General features: G+C 46.1%; 12 protein-coding genes. 2 read left to right on the forward strand and 10 right to left on the reverse strand.

Translation table 11 applies throughout. The features are described from left to right. Nucleotides 1–32: 32 nt before the first annotated feature. The 10 genes from R50345_RS23975 to R50345_RS24020 all read right to left on the reverse strand — a co-directional run bounded on the left by R50345_RS23975 (nucleotide 33) and on the right by R50345_RS24020 (nucleotide 11,956). Nucleotides 33–1,307 carry an extracellular solute-binding protein gene (locus tag R50345_RS23975; RefSeq protein ID WP_042130694.1) on the reverse strand — a complete coding sequence of 425 codons (1,275 nt, stop codon included), beginning with the start codon at nucleotides 1,305–1,307 and terminating at the stop codon, nucleotides 33–35. A gap of 111 nt (nucleotides 1,308–1,418) precedes the next feature. Further along, nucleotides 1,419–3,023 carry a response regulator gene (locus R50345_RS23980; protein WP_042130696.1) on the reverse strand — a complete coding sequence of 535 codons (1,605 nt, stop codon included), beginning with the start codon at nucleotides 3,021–3,023 and terminating at the stop codon, nucleotides 1,419–1,421. Further along, nucleotides 3,020–4,816: a sensor histidine kinase gene (locus R50345_RS23985; protein ID WP_042130698.1), complete on the reverse strand. Its 1,797-nt coding sequence runs from the start codon at nucleotides 4,814–4,816 to the stop codon at nucleotides 3,020–3,022. Before R50345_RS23985 ends, R50345_RS23980 begins: the two co-directional genes overlap by 4 nt. Before the next feature lie 152 nt (nucleotides 4,817–4,968). Further along, a complete protein-coding gene (gene pgmB / locus R50345_RS23990; RefSeq protein WP_156114861.1) occupies nucleotides 4,969–5,661 on the reverse strand; it encodes a beta-phosphoglucomutase in 693 nt (230 codons plus the stop codon). Next, on the reverse strand, nucleotides 5,645–8,005 hold the full coding sequence (locus tag R50345_RS23995) for a glycoside hydrolase family 65 protein (protein ID WP_042130700.1): 2,361 nt from the start codon (nucleotides 8,003–8,005) through the stop codon (nucleotides 5,645–5,647). The genes pgmB and R50345_RS23995 overlap by 17 nt, the downstream gene beginning before the upstream one ends. A gap of 31 nt (nucleotides 8,006–8,036) precedes the next feature. Further along, complete coding sequence (locus R50345_RS24000; protein WP_042130701.1) at nucleotides 8,037–8,852, reverse strand: carbohydrate ABC transporter permease; 816 nt, start codon at nucleotides 8,850–8,852, stop codon at nucleotides 8,037–8,039. Beyond that, nucleotides 8,853–9,731, reverse strand: a complete 879-nt coding sequence (locus R50345_RS24005) for a carbohydrate ABC transporter permease (protein WP_231573909.1) — start codon at nucleotides 9,729–9,731, stop codon at nucleotides 8,853–8,855. Nucleotides 9,732–10,034: 303 nt separating this feature from the next. Beyond that, nucleotides 10,035–10,490 (reverse strand): cupin domain-containing protein, encoded by a 456-nt coding sequence (locus R50345_RS24010; RefSeq protein ID WP_042130702.1) that lies wholly within the window; start codon nucleotides 10,488–10,490, stop codon nucleotides 10,035–10,037. Nucleotides 10,491–10,592: 102 nt separating this feature from the next. After that, on the reverse strand, nucleotides 10,593–11,528 hold the full coding sequence (locus R50345_RS24015) for an SPFH domain-containing protein (RefSeq protein WP_042130704.1): 936 nt from the start codon (nucleotides 11,526–11,528) through the stop codon (nucleotides 10,593–10,595). Then, nucleotides 11,528–11,956 (reverse strand): NfeD family protein, encoded by a 429-nt coding sequence (locus R50345_RS24020; RefSeq protein WP_042130705.1) that lies wholly within the window; start codon nucleotides 11,954–11,956, stop codon nucleotides 11,528–11,530. Before R50345_RS24020 ends, R50345_RS24015 begins: the two co-directional genes overlap by 1 nt. A 601-nt stretch (nucleotides 11,957–12,557) precedes the next feature. On the opposite strand from R50345_RS24020, the gene R50345_RS24025 reads away from it, so the two are divergent. Together R50345_RS24025 and R50345_RS24030 are read left to right on the forward strand one after the other, a co-directional pair. After that, nucleotides 12,558–14,492, forward strand: a complete 1,935-nt coding sequence (locus tag R50345_RS24025) for a glycosyl hydrolase family 18 protein (protein ID WP_042130707.1) — start codon at nucleotides 12,558–12,560, stop codon at nucleotides 14,490–14,492. A 77-nt stretch (nucleotides 14,493–14,569) separates the two neighbouring features. Then, nucleotides 14,570–16,996 carry a glycosyl hydrolase family 18 protein gene (locus tag R50345_RS24030; RefSeq protein ID WP_052414715.1) on the forward strand — a complete coding sequence of 809 codons (2,427 nt, stop codon included), beginning with the start codon at nucleotides 14,570–14,572 and terminating at the stop codon, nucleotides 16,994–16,996. Nucleotides 16,997–17,195 lie beyond the last annotated feature (199 nt).

Below are 17,195 nucleotides of genomic sequence, written 5' to 3' on the forward strand. Positions count from 1 at the left end.
TTTGGTTATGGCAAAGTCCAACCGCTTGATAACTAGTTTTCACCGTATTTACTTTGAAGATCATTCAGCAGCTTTTCAACCGTCAAGCCGTCTTGCTTAAAGATGATTTCCTCTACGCCTTTAAGCAGATCGGCATGAAACGCTTTGGTTTGTTCAGGGTAAGCAAAGGGCATGCCGACTTTTTCCATATTGTCGAATACCGCTTTCAATTCAGGATTTTTCTCCAAATATTTAGGAAGCAGAGAAGATACTGCCGGTGAATATCCAACTGCCTCAATTGCATTCAATTGTGCTTCATCACGTAGCGCATACTTGATCACTTGCATAGCTTCTTCCTTATGCTTGCTGCCGTCCAGTATCGACAAGCCGTGAGAGTACGCGCTTTGTGCTTCTACCGTACCTTTTGGCATCGGCAGAGCAATCAATCCCATATCTGGGTTAGCTTCTTTCAAATGACCTACATACCATGGACCAGCCGTGGACATAGCCCCTTTTTCTTGACTGAATACTTCGCCGTCCCATGGAGCCCCTACTTCAATTGGAGCAATAGCAACTTTATTTTTGAGGAAAAGGTCTACGAAGAACTGCACACCAGCTACGTTTTCTTTGGAATCGATCGTTTTTCCGAAGCCCCAGTCTCCACCGAAAGCGTGAACATATTGAGTGATGTGGAATGGATCGATACTGCCGATAATACCTTTCATACCATCTTTAGTCATGGCTTTTGCCAACTCAACAACCTCATCCATTGTTTCTGGATATTTAGTGATTCCTGATTTTTCAAACATCTCTTTGTTGATCGCCAGCATAGAAGTAGAAGAATCATAAGGAATTCCGTAAAGTTTATTATCATCTGTCCAGCCTTTGTACAGCGATCCAGTAATACGTTCTTTATCAAACCCCACTTTATCGATCATATCATCGAGTGGAGCGAGTACGCCTTTCTTGATATACTCATAGTTTCCTTCATCCGACATAGCTATGATATCAGGTCCTACCCCGGCAGCAATCGCCGTTGGAACCGCTTTCCAAAATTCATCACTGGTTGGGTACATTTGCATCTTAACTTTAATGTTCGGATATTCCTTATCAATACCGTCTACCATAAATTCGAAGTTCTTTTGCTCGGACGCATTAGCCCAGTATGCCATCGTGACTTCGACGGTTTCTTGCTTCTCCGGCTTTGCCGCTCCGGCGTTGTCTGAAGCTCCATTACCAGAGTTACCGGTATTGGATTTGTTGCCACACGCTGCCGTAGACAGCATCAACATCAGCGAGCACAATAACAGGACTGACTTCTTTCTCATTTGTCACTACCCCTTTTATTTAAGAAGATTCACCGTAAGTGGTGTTATCTTCATCTTAGCTACACAGCAATCGAGAGCAAACAGAGGATCTTTACATATCTTTGTGATTTTTTACTTTACCATGTTAGTCTTTCGGTATTCGTTCGGTGGGAGCCCATAAATCTTCTTAAAGCTGATATAGTAGTTGTCAATACTGTTAAACCCTACTCTCTCCGCGATCTCATACGTTTTCAGCTTTCCTTCTTTAAGTAGCTCTAGAGACTTTTTCACACGATAGCCGTTGATATATGGAATCAGCATGGAACCCGTTTGTTCCTTAAAAATACGGCTCAGATAACTGTTGTTCAGACCAACGTAATCGGCTAGCTCATTCAGTGTCAAATCTTGATTGTAATTGTGGTGAATATAATCAATGACCCTTTTGATCTTGTAGTTCGTAGATGTCACCGCATCCGTATAACTCTCCTGTAGACTCTCCAACTCCTGGATTAGCAGCAGATGAAGATGCTCCAAACGCTCGGCTGACATGATTTCCTGCATTCCTGTATAGTCTTCCTCCCCGCTGTCCTCCTTCATATGGGACTGAATCTGGCAGTGGAGATTCACGCATATTTCCAAGGTGGCATGCCTGCTTAAAGATCTCTTCTCCTTGATCGTGGCAAACATCTCATGAACTATAGCAATAGCAGAAGATACGTGCTTTTCATCCATTTCCTTACGGATACGCTGTTCAAACAGGGTACACAGTGCCTTATCACTCATTTCCTTGATGCTGCCTGGTTCGTAGACAACAACGTTGCTGCGATCCTCATAAAATAGCATTTCAGCAGATTCCTGAGCTTCATGATAGGCTTTGGGAATATCAAGCAGACGGGCATGCAGCCCGCTGATAAGAAAACTAACTTGTATGTTCAAAAACTGTTTTAATGTCTTTTCAATTTTACGGATGAGTCCCCAGCGTTCTTCAAGAATTTCATTCATACTTCTGATGCCGGAATACGTTTTTATAATAACCAGCTCGTTCGGACTCATCAGAAACAGCTCTAGCTCGCTGTACCGATGCAGCACCTCTTGCAAAATGTTGAGGATCGAAAAGCCCAGTAAATGCTCCATTCCCTTATTGTAACGTTCCTTCACCTTGTCATATTGATCAATCAACATGACGATGCAAAGCACATTAGGCTGCTTCAGATTCAAATCGTACAGCTTTGTCTTTTGCTCAATTTCCCACTCATGGCGAACAACACCGACCGCTAAATCCCGTAAAAAAAGCGTTTTCAACTCATTGCGGTTCTTCTCCATATTTTGCTGCAGAGAAACAAAATGATCTCCCACAGGCTGGTGATTCAACTGTGTCCGGACGCGGCTCAACGCTTCAAATACAGCGGACTGTGTCAGATTCGGTTTATGAATATAATCGCATGCACCTAGCCTAAGCGCCTCTTGGGCATATTCAAACTCATTATGGCTGCTCAGAATAATAACTTTGCAGGCATGATTGGTATGCCGGAGCTGACGGAGAACCTCCAGCCCATCCATCAAAGGCATTCGGATATCCAGAAAAACTACATCCGGATGAAGCTCATCCACTTTCTCCAAAGCCTCTTTGCCGTTAGCGGCTTCGCCTACTAGGTAATAGCCATGATGCTTCCAGTCCACAAATGTCTTAAAATTCATTCGGATAAAGGACTCATCGTCCACAATCATGATTTTCATGCGTATCCTTCTCTCCTTGTTCCATCGTGGTTCTGAGAATCCTCCAAGCTAGGGATCAGAATAAGAACCGTAGTTCCTTCCCCTTTTACGCTATTGATAGTCACCCCATACTTTTCTCCAAAATGAAGCTTCAATCTTCTGGAGACATTGCCCACACCAATGGAATTCATCGTTTGACCGTCTGACATTTCCTGTTGCAAGAGCCTACTTAGCTGTTCCTCTGAGATCCCCATCCCGTTATCCGAGATCGTAAACTGAATATCGCTGCCTTTCCTCTGCACACGTACACTCAAGTTATATTGACGGGAATCTTCTGCAAAGCCGTGAAACACCGCATTCTCTACAAAAGGCTGCACCATAAATTTTAACGTTCTGCATTCCAGAACATCCGGCGCAACATCGATTTCATAATCAAACACATTGAAATACCTGAGCTGCAGCAGTTCCAGGTAACTGTGTATAAAGGCCGCTTCTTCCTGAATAGAAACAAACTCCTGAGTATTACGTGTGGAAAAGGATAGAACTTTGATTATGTCATCTACTGTTTCCGTAATGTTGTTCGCCATTTGAGCTTGCGCCATCCACTTAATCACGGAGAGCGTATTATAAATGAAATGCGGATTAATTTGATTTTGCAGCGCATTAAGTTCTGCACTCCGCTTCTTCTTCTCTTCAATCTTGGTTTGCTCAATCAAATCTTTGATTTCGACAGTCATTCGGTTAAAGGTACGCGACAGATGCCCTACTTCATCCAGACTATCCTGCTGAGCGGTAACATCAAAATCCCCCTTCTCTACCTTTCGCATCAGTCGATTGAGTCTTCGGATCGGATTGGAGATGCTACCAGATACATAGAAAGCTGTTACAAAACCCAGCACAATCAACAAAAGAAGAAGCAGAGTAGAAAAATTGCGTATTTGGTTAATTTCAGCGAGCAGTTTGTCACGGAGAACGATGCTGTAGAAGTGCCATCCAGACACATTGGATTCATCGTGAACAACATAGTAGTTCTCATCGTCCGGCTTCATTTTTTCCATAACCTGACTATATTTCATCCCAATCATGGCCGGATCTGAACTGAACACAACCGTCCCTTTTTCATCCACGATGAACTGGTTTACATCCTGTTTGTCGCCTAGTCCGCTGAATAGCTTCTCAAGCTTATCCATACGGAAATTAACGAGCAGCACACCAAGCTTCTGATAGGTACCCACATCGACCAATACACGACCTACAGATAGCACAGAGCGGGGCTTGGCATACATCTGTTTTTCCTCATGCATGCCTACTAGAATGGGTCTCTCTGCATTATTCACAATCGTTCGGTACCACGGTTCAGTCACCGGACTGTAATTATAATTGAATGTCGTATCATAACCCCTACGATAGATTAATGAATTGTTTACAGGGTAGATGAGAATGGAATCAATATCGGGATTAAATGTCATCAACTCTTTAAAAACGTTATCGCTTATGTAACGGAAATCCATACTTTTTTCAAAAGTCTCGTAGTTTACAGCAGAATAATCTTTCGACAAAATTTGCATAAGCCTTTCATCATAAAAAGGCTGCTCCGAGGATTTGAACATACTGCTAACAAACGAGTCCGCAGTGGATACCATCTGCTGATTGGTCTCTTGAAACGATTTCACAATACGAGATTCAAAAACGGACATGGCGTAAATGTAAAAGTAAATACTAATCACCACGAGAGGGACAATCATCAACAGCGTGTAGGTCAATAACAGCTTTTCTCGTATGTTGCGATCCCGAAACCGACTCCATTTCCGCATGAAGATATCCCTTCCCACTGTAGAAAATTGTTGTATTATGACGAATCAATCTTATTCCATATCCTAGTTTGCTTCAATAGCAAACTATGTAAGCTGAACTATTCATACGAATTCGTTCAACTTACATAGTATTTTGTGATTTAACTTTTAAATTAGCGTCCGGCCATATGCTGCTGAATCTCGGACAGAGATAACTTCGATGTTTCCGAGACAATATAGTCCGCTTTTGACAGAATCTTAGCATCACCAACCCCTACAGCAAACATCCCCGCACTTTTTATCGCCTGAACTCCAGCCTCTGCATCCTCTACTCCAACACAATAACGGGGGTCAACCCCCAGCTCCTCCGCTGCCTTCAGAAAAATATCCGGAGCCGGTTTTCCATGAGCCACACTCTCCGGAGCCGCAATCACATGAAAATATGAATCTACCTTCAACTGCCGTAGCAGTGTGCCGGCATTACGGCTGGCCGAAGCCAACCCGATCGGTATTCCGGCATACTCGAGATCATGGAACAAATCCAGGATGCCTGGCAATATTTCAGATTTATCCACAGTCTGAATCAATTGCTTATAATTGTTGTTCTTCCGATCAGCCCATTCCTTTTTTTGTTCCAAAGTGAAGGTTGCACCGCCATCCGGTAGTTGACTCAGTATTTTTTCCAAGGAAGCCATGCGGTCGATCCCCTTGAGCTGCTCATTAAATTCCAGGTCAAAGGGAATACCCAGCTCATCTGCCAGCTGTTTCCACGCTTCATAATGATATTTCGCCGTATCGGTTATTACTCCGTCTAGATCAAAAATAAAGGCTTGAATCTCCTGATGTTCTTTATTCACTTCGCTCAGCCTCCTTCATGTCTGTAACGATACGATCCTTCAACACGTATTCCCGGCCATGAATGAGCAAGGTAAGCTCACCAAATCCTGAAGTTAGGCGCTCCACTTCCAGCTTGCTACGGGTAACCGTCACCTGCAGACGCTCACCCTGCCAGGCAAGTGGGAAAGACAAGCGCTCCCAGGCCTGTGGAAGTTTTGAGTTCAGGCGAAGAGAGCCCTCCCAGGAACGAACCCCGCCAAAACCCATGATCGCTGTCTTCCAAATGCCGCCAATCGAAGCAGAATGAATACCTTCATCGCAGCTATGCATGTTCGTACCTAAATCAATGCGGGCTGCCTTGGCAAACATATCGTAAGCCAATTCCAGTTCATTGACATCGCTAGCCAGCATACTGTGCGTGGATAAGCTGAGCGAAGAGTCATGCAACGTTTTCGGCTCATAATAATGCCAATTCGCCGCTTTAGTCTCTTTAGAGAACCAGTCCTCCAGTAAGTAAAACAAAACGAGAATGTCCGCCTGCTTCGAAACCTGTATTTCACTGATCTGGGTCATGCTGTAGTCGGCAAGAATGGAAGCCACCTGCTCCTGATCACGGTACTTCTTCAGATCAATAATTTGCTTGTTCAAATAAGTATCGTCCTGCGGAATGATGAACGAATGCATATCCGGCTGCGGCAGATAGATCTGCTTGGATTTATCCTCCCATTCCTTCAATCGCTCGGTTAGAGCCAACTTACTTTCCAAAGTCAAATAAACATCGCTTTGCGCTTGCATAAGCTTGCGGGAGCATTCAATTGCTTTTGTCATATTCCAGTAGGCCATATAGTTGGTGAATGCATTGTTAGAGACATGTTCCTTATATTCGTCCGGACCAATCACATCACAGATATGATACTTCTGTTCCTTATCGCTCCACTCTAGCCGGCTTGCCCAGAAGGTCGCTGTTTCGAATATAATCTCATATCCGTACCGGTCCATATATTCCTGATCACCGGTAGCCTGATAATAATGCCACACGCCATATGCCACGTCCGCTGTAATATGCTGTTCGATTTTGCCTGTCCAAATAAAGGTTGGCTTTCCGGTAACGATATCTACAGGGCCCCACTCTGGCGTCTCTTCCTCGCCGGTTGCTGCGGATTCCCAAGGGTACATCGCGCCGCGATAACCATTGTCACGCGCTTTTGTTCTCGCACCGTTCAAGGTGTGGTAACGATATTCCACCAGCTTGCGGGCTGTTTGCGGGTTCATATACAAAAAGTATGGCAGAATAAAAATTTCTGTGTCCCAGAATACATGTCCCTTGTATCCCTCTCCTGTCAGTCCCTTGGCTCCTACAGAGAAACGACTGTCATGGGCAGGTGTCATCAGAAGCAAATGATACTGTGCAAACCGGATAGCCAACTGATCAAAGGAGTCGCTGCTCTTGATCTCAATGTTCGTTTTAGCCCATACACTTTTCCAAGCCTGCTCGTTTTCATTGAATAGTACATCAAAGCCTTTTTCTGCCTTCTTGCTGAGATATTCCCGGGCGGTATCCTGCAAAGCTTGATGCGCGGCCCCCCGATCTCTCCACTCCTTATCATAACTCGTATGCACCGAAGCCACTTTATCCAGCGTAATGCACTTGCCTACTTCCGCTTTAAGCTTGTAAGTCAGTGAAACTCTTCTGCGATCCATGCTCGGAGCTGGCGCAGTTGTAAGACGTACGCCCCCCTCATACATCTGATGGACACACGTATGTACAAATTCAATATTCGACTCCGATGTCGTTGCGGTAAGCTGGAGCACCTCTTTATCAAACACCCTCCGCTCACCTTCTATAAAATGCTGTGCGCCCGAATTTGTCATCTGCCCGTTGATACCGGAACGAATTGTAATTTCCGCGGATTTCGTCAGCGGGGTGATTTCCACCCGCATACCCATTAGATGCCGGTCCTGTAGCGATACGAACCGCAAGAAAGTCATCTTAAACTGATCGCCGTTCTCGTCCTCCCAGAGGATGTCACGCCGAAGCTCTCCTTGCCGTAAATCCAGCTCCCGACGGTAGCTGTGAATTTTCCCTTTTTCTAAATGAAATGGTTTACCGTTCAGACGGATATCGAGCTGCACCATATCTGCGGCATTCGGAAGCTCAGTAACCTCCTGATTGGCAAAGCGGTTAAACGCTCCTGCAACAAACAAGTTGCGGCGTTCACCCGGATAGGACTCCTCTGTAGCAGCTCTTAGACCAAGATATCCGTTACCCTGACAAAAAATTGTTTCAAACTTCCCTAAAAATCTAGCATCAAACTCTGTTTCCGCAATCACCCATCCGTCATCGAGCGCATTCAATCCTGTATATTCAATCACTTTACATCCTCCTGTCTGAACGTATTCTGTATTAACCTTTCAGTCCTGTAGTCGCAATGCCTTGCACCATATGGCGCTGGAACATCAAAAAGACGATAATGATTGGCAGGGTCAAGAGTACAACACCAGTCATCGTGAGGTTTGGCCATTCAAAATAACGATTCTTAAGTGTGTTTAGACCAACAGTCATTACATACCAACGACTGTCATTCACCAAGGTCACCGGCCATACGAAAGAGTTCCACGTGCCAGTAAAACTGAATATAATCTGTGTACCAATTGCACCTTTAGATAGCGGAAGCATGATTCGGTAGAAAATCCCGATCTTGCTCAATCCGTCAACCTCTGCCGCTTCCTCAAGCTCCTTCGGCACGGTCAAAAAGAATTGACGCATCAGAAAGACAAGGAAGCCCTGAAATAGAAATGGAATAATGAGACCCTGATAGCTGTTAAGCCATTTCAAATCAACGATCATGGAGAAAATCGGAATAATCATCACTTGGTAAGGCACCATCATCATCCCGATCACCAGGAAAAACACTACGCCTCTGCCCCGATAATTAATACGAGCCAAGGAATAGGCAGCCGTCGTGTTGACAAATAAGTTACCAATCAAAATTCCGAACGTTACAATGATCGAGTTCTTATACCAAATCAAAATATCGGACGTTTCGAAAATGTCCCTGTAATTTTCAAATGTCCACTGGCTTGGCAGCACAAGATGGCCGATGTCTGCTTTAGACAAAAGCGAAGTATAGATGGCGTAACCAAACGGTACGATGAAGAAAATAGAAAATGCGAACAGTAGAAAATAGCGTAATATTTGAGTTCTCCGGCTATGCATCATCTATATCTCCTCCTTAAGAAAGCGTTTTTGAAGCATGGAGAGTGCAATAATAAGGGCAAAAATAATAAATGCAGCTGCGCTACCGTAACCGGAACGGTTGAAGCTGAATGCCTGGCTGTAGAAATAAGTAACGATCGTGCTCGTTGCGCCGGCCGGACTTCCGAGCGAGCCGTTTCTCGCCAAGGCATAAGGCTGGTCAAAAAGTTGCATGACGTTAATAATCCCGGACATGATGACAAGGAAGGTCACTGGTTTCAACATAGGTACCGTAAGCTTCCAGAACTGCTGCCATCCATTTGCTCCGTCCACACGTCCTGCTTCATAAATATCGTTTGGAATGGTTTGCAATCCCCCCAAGTACACGACCATGTAGAATCCCACATAAGTCCAAATCGTCAGAATCATCAAAAATGGAAGTGCATACTTAACGTTGGCATACCAAGAAACGTCGGGGAAACCAAACCAAGTCAGCAATTGTGTTGCAATCCCTTCATTCTGCATGAACAGATACATAAATACGGTCGTCACTGCAATAGTTGAGGTAATATAAGGCATGTAATACAGCGTGCGGAACACACCTTTAAAGCGCATCACCTTGTTCAGGTTTACTGCAATCACCAAGGCGATGATTGCTTGCAGTGGTACCGCTACTACTGTCAACAATAAAGAATGGCTCAAGGCCGTCCAGAAGTCCTTATCCTGGACAATCTCCGCATAGTTTCCGAATCCAATAAATTTTGCCGCATCCGGATTTAGGAAGCTAATGTCCTGGAAGCTGTAAATTAATGATTGAACCAGCGGGTAATAAAACCAGATTCCCATCAAGATCAGGATGGGGGCGACAAACAAGTAGCCTACGAAATTTGATGAACTTCCCAATTCGGACAATCTTGACCCGAATCCGCGTTTTGACTTGTGTAGAGAGAGATTAGTTTCTAAATTTGGCTTCATGGTGTTACTCCTTCCACTTACGAACCCCTTGTTCGTATGTTTTTAGTAACTCCATCATATGAATTGCCCGGTTCTACTGGAATAGAGGATATTTACAAGACTCCGAGGATTTTTACATTGTGCATTTATGACATAAGGCAGGCTGCCAACGACCGGACGCAAAAAAAGCGAGCCCCATGAACGGAGACTCGCTACTTTTTTGCTTCTTTAACGTTTAGACAGGAGGACGCTTTATTTCTCAATCAGTTTAAAATCATCGAAATGGAATTCTGGAGAAACAATACAGGATACTAGCGTCGGCTCTTTGCCTAACGTGCGAGCTGCCTGCCATACGCCTGCTGGAACGACAACCTGAGGCTGTTGACCTGCAGCAATATCGAGACCCAGAATAACTTCCTGCACATCCTCAGGCTTATCTCCACTACCTCCGAGACTAAGCACTATAGGACTACCGGAATGCCACAACCAGACTTCATCGGACAGTACAGTATGCCAGTCAGATTGTTCGCCCTCGTGAAGCAGAAAATAAATTGAAGAGGCCGAATGACGCGATCCGGAGTAGCTATCGCCGAGCACTTCTTGCGATATTTCAAATTCGGAGTTCCAAAGTCTTTTGTACCAACCGCCCTCAACGTGAGGCTGTAGTCCGAGCAGTTCAACTAGCGGTGAGATTTCTTTTTGTGTCACGGTAGCTTCTCTCCTTCAAAGTTTGCATAAGCAACAATAGCTTCGTATGCATAAGGTTGTTTTTGCTTTTTACTTTAACGGAAGAAGCCCGAATTGTAAAATCTATTTACTGTCCTTACTCGCTTTGAATACTTCAGCAATCGCGCCAAGACTTCCCAGCGTTTCAACAGCACTTGTTGGCAAGAACACTTTATTCGCAGGACCTTTGGCGATTTCTGCCAGAGCCTCGAAGGAGCGATAAGCGAGTACCTGCTCATCCAGACCTGCTGAGCGAATCAGCTCAATGCGTGATTTTTCCGCTTCAGCCACCGCTTGAATCGCCTTCGCTTCACCATGAGCTTCCAGCTCCTGAGCTTGCCGTGAACCCTCTGCTTGACGGATTCGTGCTTCCTTGTCGCCTTCCGCTTTCAGAATCTTGCTCTGCTTATCCCCTTCAGCACGCAGGATCATATCCTGCTTGGCAGCTTCCGCTTCCAAAACAATCGCCCGTTTGCTCCGCTCTGCTTTCATTTGCTTATCCATCGCTTCTTGAATATCCAGCGGTGGCTTAATATCGATAACTTCCACACGCTCGATCCGTACGCCCCACTTCTCAGTAGCCTCATCAAGCGCCAAACGAATATCAGTCGAGATTTTCTCACGCCCTGACAGTGTTTCATCCAATTCAAGCTTACCGATAATTTGCCGCATCGTTGCCGTCGAGATGTTTCTTACCCCATATACATAATCGGAAATTCCATAAGTTGCTTCCTCTGGTCCGACGACCTGATAGAAAATAATCGTGTCGATCTGCACCTGCACGTTATCCTTTGTGATTACCGTTTGCGGAGGTACGTTCGCTTGTTGAATCCGCAGGTCATGGTACGTACGCACCTGATCAATTACAGGAATCAGAATGTTCAGCCCCGGTGTCAGTAGCCGATTGAATTTACCCAGACGTTCCACTACACCTACCCGCTGCTGTGGTACGATTTTGACCGTTAATGCCACAAACACTACGACTACCACCAGAATAATTGTAATTATTGCCCATTCCATTAGTTCATGTCCCCCCATCGTTCTACCTCAATAATCGTCGTGCCTCTCTTCACTACTCTTACCACTTCATCCTTACCCAGTGACTCGTCAGAGCTCGCGCTCCACGTATCTCCGCCTACCTTCACTTGCCCGTAGCGCCCCTGCTCAATCGGCTCAATAACGACACCTTGCCTGCCGACGATTTCCGTACCTGTATCCTTGAATCCACGAGAACTACGAAATTTAGAAACCAGTGGTTTCGAGAATAAGGTCAAACCAAGCGCGACCAGTGAGCCGACCACCACCTGAAGCAAAATAGAATCGGGAACGAATAACGACACCACGCCTCCAGCCAGCGCACCAATACTAAGCCATAGCAGATAAAAAGTAAGCGTCATCATCTCTACAACAAACAGGACACCGGCTGCGATCAACCAAAACACAACCATCGGTGAACCCACCACCTTCCGTATGATACTACTATAACGAAAAGAAACAGTGATGCGTTGCGTAATTCCGTAAAATAATTGCAGGCATGTATATAATTTATATTCATTACATCTGAGGTTATGTGTTCTGCATGAGTTTCCTGAAAAAGAGGACAGGCACCTTTTCTATCAAAGTTCCCCTCATTAAGCACCCAATAATTATAAAAATGTCCCCCTACATTACCGAATTTTATCCCTAGCTTAATCGCTCTCTATGCTTGAAAATAAGAAATGCCTCCACCCATATATATGAAATCAATCCTAATTATTCAACTCCCAACCAACTCTTCTACCCATCTTACCCTCTACCAGCATTGTTATATCTACAAGTTTATCAGAAAAGGAATTCTTAGAACAGCAATTTAGAAAGCGCTTACTTGTTGTGTAATGCATCATGAGGACGCTATTTTTTTGCTGCTAAATCTATGAATTGGATGTCGGTAGAATGAGAGATACGCACAGGTGAAGGTACAGGTCCATTTTAAACTGCGGGAGGTGAACATCGGGATTTCTTGCCGAAAAGATTTCGAACTACACATTAAACCTCGGAGGTAGAAAATCAATGATATTCATGAAAAAAAGTTCACGCAAAACCTTTGCGATCGCAATGATCGCCGCGCTTGTTCTGACCCTTTTTTCAGCCCTAGGTAGTAGTGCTAAAACGGCCAACGCTGCAGAGGATTATAAACTGGTTGGTTATTACGCTTCTTGGGCCGCTTATGGGCGGGCTTACAATGTATCCGATATTGATCCTACCAAAATGAATGTCATTAACTACGCCTTCGCAGATATTTGTTGGAATGGCATTCACGGCAACCCCGACCCAACTGGCCCAAATCCAGTAACCTGGAGCTGTCAAAATGAACAAGCACAGCCCATTAACGTTCCGAACGGTACAATTGTGCTCGGTGACCCGTGGATTGATACCGGTAAGAGCTTTGGGGATGACAAATGGGATGATCCCATCAAAGGCAACCTGAAGCAGCTGTGGAAGCTGAAAGAAAAGAACCCGAACCTGAAGACGTTGATCTCCGTCGGAGGCTGGACCTGGTCGAACCGATTCTCTGATGTGGCGGCTACGGCTGCAACCCGTGAGGTTTTTGCCAACTCAGCGGTAGACTTCATTCGTAAATATAAAATGGACGGTGTCGATCTCGACTGGGAGTACCCAGTTAGCGGTGGGCTCGCAGGCAACAGCTACCGTCCCGAAGACAAGGAGAACTATGTCCTTCTTCTGCAAAAAATCCGCGAGAAGCTAAATGCTGCCGGTCAGACCGACGGCAAAACCTACCTGTTGACCATTGCTTCCGGCGCAGGCCCGACATACGTGAATAACAATAATCTTGCAGGTATTGCTTCCATTGTCGATTGGATCAATATTATGACCTATGACTTCAACGGAAGCTGGAATAAGACTACAGGTCACAATGCTCCATTGTACTATGATCCTGCCGCTTCTGCATCAGGCCTAACCGAACCGCAAAACTTCAACATCGACAAAGCGGTAACCAGCTATTTAGCTAATGGCGTACCCGCGAACAAGTTAGTGCTTGGCATGGGCTTCTATGGCCGTGGTTGGGGCGGCGCTCCTGCAGCAGGAAATGGCCAATATCAATTGTCTGCTGGCATTTCGTCCACGGGTACATGGGAGAAAGGCAGTTATGATTTCTACGACCTCGAAGCTAATTATATTAACAAAAACGGCTATACCCGTTATTGGAATAATGTTTCTAAAGTGCCCTATCTCTATAATCCAACGAACCAAACCTATATCAGTTATGACGACGTAGAATCCTTTGGCCATAAAATCAGTTATCTCAAATCAAAGGGCCTAGCAGGCGCCATGTTCTGGGAGACAAGCGGTGACAGGAACAAAACGCTGACCAACAAACTAAACGCCGATCTTGGCGGCGGAGTAGTGCAACCGACTCCGACTCCATCGGCTACTCCAACCACTACACCAACGCCAACACCTACGGCTACTCCAACCACCACACCGACACCGACACCGACGGTAACCCCAACGCCGACGGCTACTCCGGGTCAATGTGCAGCGGCATGGAACCAGACAGCTGTATATACTGGCGGTCAGCAAGTTTCTTACAATGGTTCAGTCTATGAAGCTAAATGGTGGACTCAAGGCGATCGTCCCGACCTTAGCGGTGCTACCGGAGTCTGGAAATTCATCAACGTATGCGGGACAGCAACTCCGGCTCCGACGGCAACAGTGGCACCAACCGCAACTCCAACACCAACGGCCACTGTAACACCGACAGCAACTCCAACACCAACTGCAACTGTAGCACCGACAGCAACTCCGGCACCAACCGCAACTGTAGCACCGACCCCTGGGAGTTCTAGCTGGATTGCAGGAATCGCTTACAAAACGGGTGATATCGTTAGCTACAACGCCAAAACGTATACTTGCCTCCAGCCCCATACTTCACTTCAAGGCTGGGAACCGGCGACTACACCCGCACTCTGGAAGCTGAATTAAGACTCATTATTAACGCGAAAGGATCACCGTTTCTATCTACTCTCGCAGTCATATTATCCCTTTTGGAGGAATGTTAAATGAATATAAGTACACGTAATAGGCGAAGTAAATCTGCACGCTACATTGCGGCCTTAATGAGCGCCATCATTCTGCTTCCGCTATATACAAGTGCAGGTGGATCGTCGCAAGTAGCCTTAGCAGCAGGGACAACGCCTACTGCTCCCGCTCCCGCTGCAGATCATCCGCGTAAAATTGTTGCTTACTTCCCGGAGTGGGGAGATCAGGAGAATAAAGGATTTTATACTGTCGACAAAATACCCTGGGACAAAATCACTCACATTAACTATGCGTTCGCCAAGGTAAACGCTCAAACGAACAAGATTGATCTGATGGACCGTACAGCAGCTATCGAAAAAGATTATCCCGGCCAACTAACGAATTTGCCGTATAAAGGACATTTTAATCAACTCGTAAAGTATAAGCAGTTATATCCCGATGTCCGCACCCTGATTTCGGTTGGTGGTTGGTCGGGTTCTGGTGGTTTTTATAACATGGCCAATTCGGAAGCTGGCCGCGAGACGTTTGCGAATAGTGTCGTAGATTTTCTACGAACCTACCAGTTCAACGGTGTAGACATTGATTGGGAGTACCCATCCGGTACCGGACAATCAGGCAACCCGAATGACTTCGGTGTGGCTGAGCCACTGCGCACAGTGAATTACAACAACTATGTTCTCCTCATGAAAAAGCTTCGTGAAAAGCTGGATCAGGCAGGCGCACAGGACAATCAAAAATATGACCTAACCGTCGCCGCTACCGCCTCCTCCTGGATTCTTGGCGGGATGAAGCTCGGGGAAGCTAACCAGTATTTGGACTGGGCGAATCTTATGACCTATGATTTCCACGGCGCGTGGAATGGCTATGTAGGGCCGCATTCCGCCCTGTATCCAGATTCTCGCGATACCGAAACAGCTGCACTAGGCACTCCGGTTCTGAATACCGACTGGGCCGTTCGATACTATTTGGGTACGCTTCCTCCGGAAAAAATCGTCATCGGAGTTCCTTACTACTCACGTGGCTGGAAGAATGTGAATGGAGGCATCAACAACACCGGTCTTTACGGTACAGCTCCTACAACCGGAGGCGGAGCAGACGGCATTTACGGAATCTGGAACGATCCTGCACCAGAGCAGCCTGCTGGCGCAAATCCTATCTGGCATGTGCTGAACCTGCTCAAAGATCCAGCGAACAAACGTTATTTCGATCCCGTTACCAAAACTCCATACTTGTTCAACGCAGACAAGAAGGTCTTTCTTACGTATGAAGATAAGGAGTCACTCGGCTACAAACTGGATTATATCAAGCAAAAAGGATTGGGAGGGATGATGTTCTGGGAGTTGACAGGCGATTACTCTGAAAAGAGTGATGGCACTTATACGTATGGCAACTCGTTGACCGATTTTGCCTATGACCAGCTTAAGACAGCCTCTCTGCCAGGTGGAACTCCGAAGCCACAACTACCTGCACCTACGAACTTCAGTCTTAGCTTCAGTGGCGCTTACGATCATCCGAATTATACCTACTCCCTGAAAATAACGAATAACACAGGTACAGATATCGCCGGTGGTTGGAAGCTTGAATTCGATCTACCGACAACCACCACCCTGACTTCTGCATGGGGAGCTGGTACTGTAGAGCAAATCTCTACGGCTTGGGACTTTAATCGCTACCGGATTACCGGGACGGCTTCCCAAACGATTGCAAACGGAGCCACGCTGGAAGTTCCGGGTATGATGAAGCTGAACTTCTCGGGCGGGCCGCAACGCATTACGCTGAACGGAAGCTCGTCCCAGCAGGAGTACGAGAAGTTGTATGGAGGCATCACGCCAACTCCTACACCGACAGCAACACCAACAGCTACCCCAACCGCGACACCGACTGCAACAGCAACACCAACACCGCTGCCTACTGCAACGCCAACGCCGACAGCTACCGTGACTCCTACTCCAACACCGACTGCAACCGTGACTCCAACACCTACACCGGGACAATGTTCGGCAGCGACGTGGAGTGCGACAACCGTGTACACTGGCGGACAGCGCGTTTCCTACAACGGTTCACTTTATGAAGCCAAGTGGTGGACGCAAGGAGATCGTCCAGATCTGAGCGGCGCTAATGGTGTCTGGAAATTCATCAGCGCATGCGAAACCGCAACATCTACACCTGCGGTAACTGTAGCTCCAACAGTGACGCCGACTTTGGCACCTACGGTGGCACCAACATCAACTGTTGTACCAACATCTACAGCTACCGTTGTACCGACGTCAACTCCGTTGCCTACCATTACACCTACTTCGGGAGGCTCTATTTGGGTAACTGGGGTAGCCTACAAAGTAGGCGACGTCGTCACCTATAATGGAAAAACATATTCATGCTTGCAGCCTCACACTTCCCTTCAAGGGTGGGAACCAGGTTCCACGCCTGCTCTTTGGAAGCTGTTATAATCCAGCCAATAAAAAGCTCTACATTAATATTTCCGAGTATTTTACAACCTCTGAGTCTAGTGCTAATAGCGACTTTGGAGTCCGTTAAATTCTAAAATCATAAATGAAGCCACTTTTAAGATCAGCTGTGTCCGGTAATGGACACGAACACGCAAAAAAACAGGATGTCCAGCAGCCAATGGCTTTTGGACACCCTGTT

The organism is Paenibacillus sp. FSL R5-0345 (genome assembly GCF_000758585.1).
In the GTDB taxonomy this organism is placed as follows: Bacteria; Bacillota; Bacilli; order Paenibacillales; family Paenibacillaceae; genus Paenibacillus_AQ.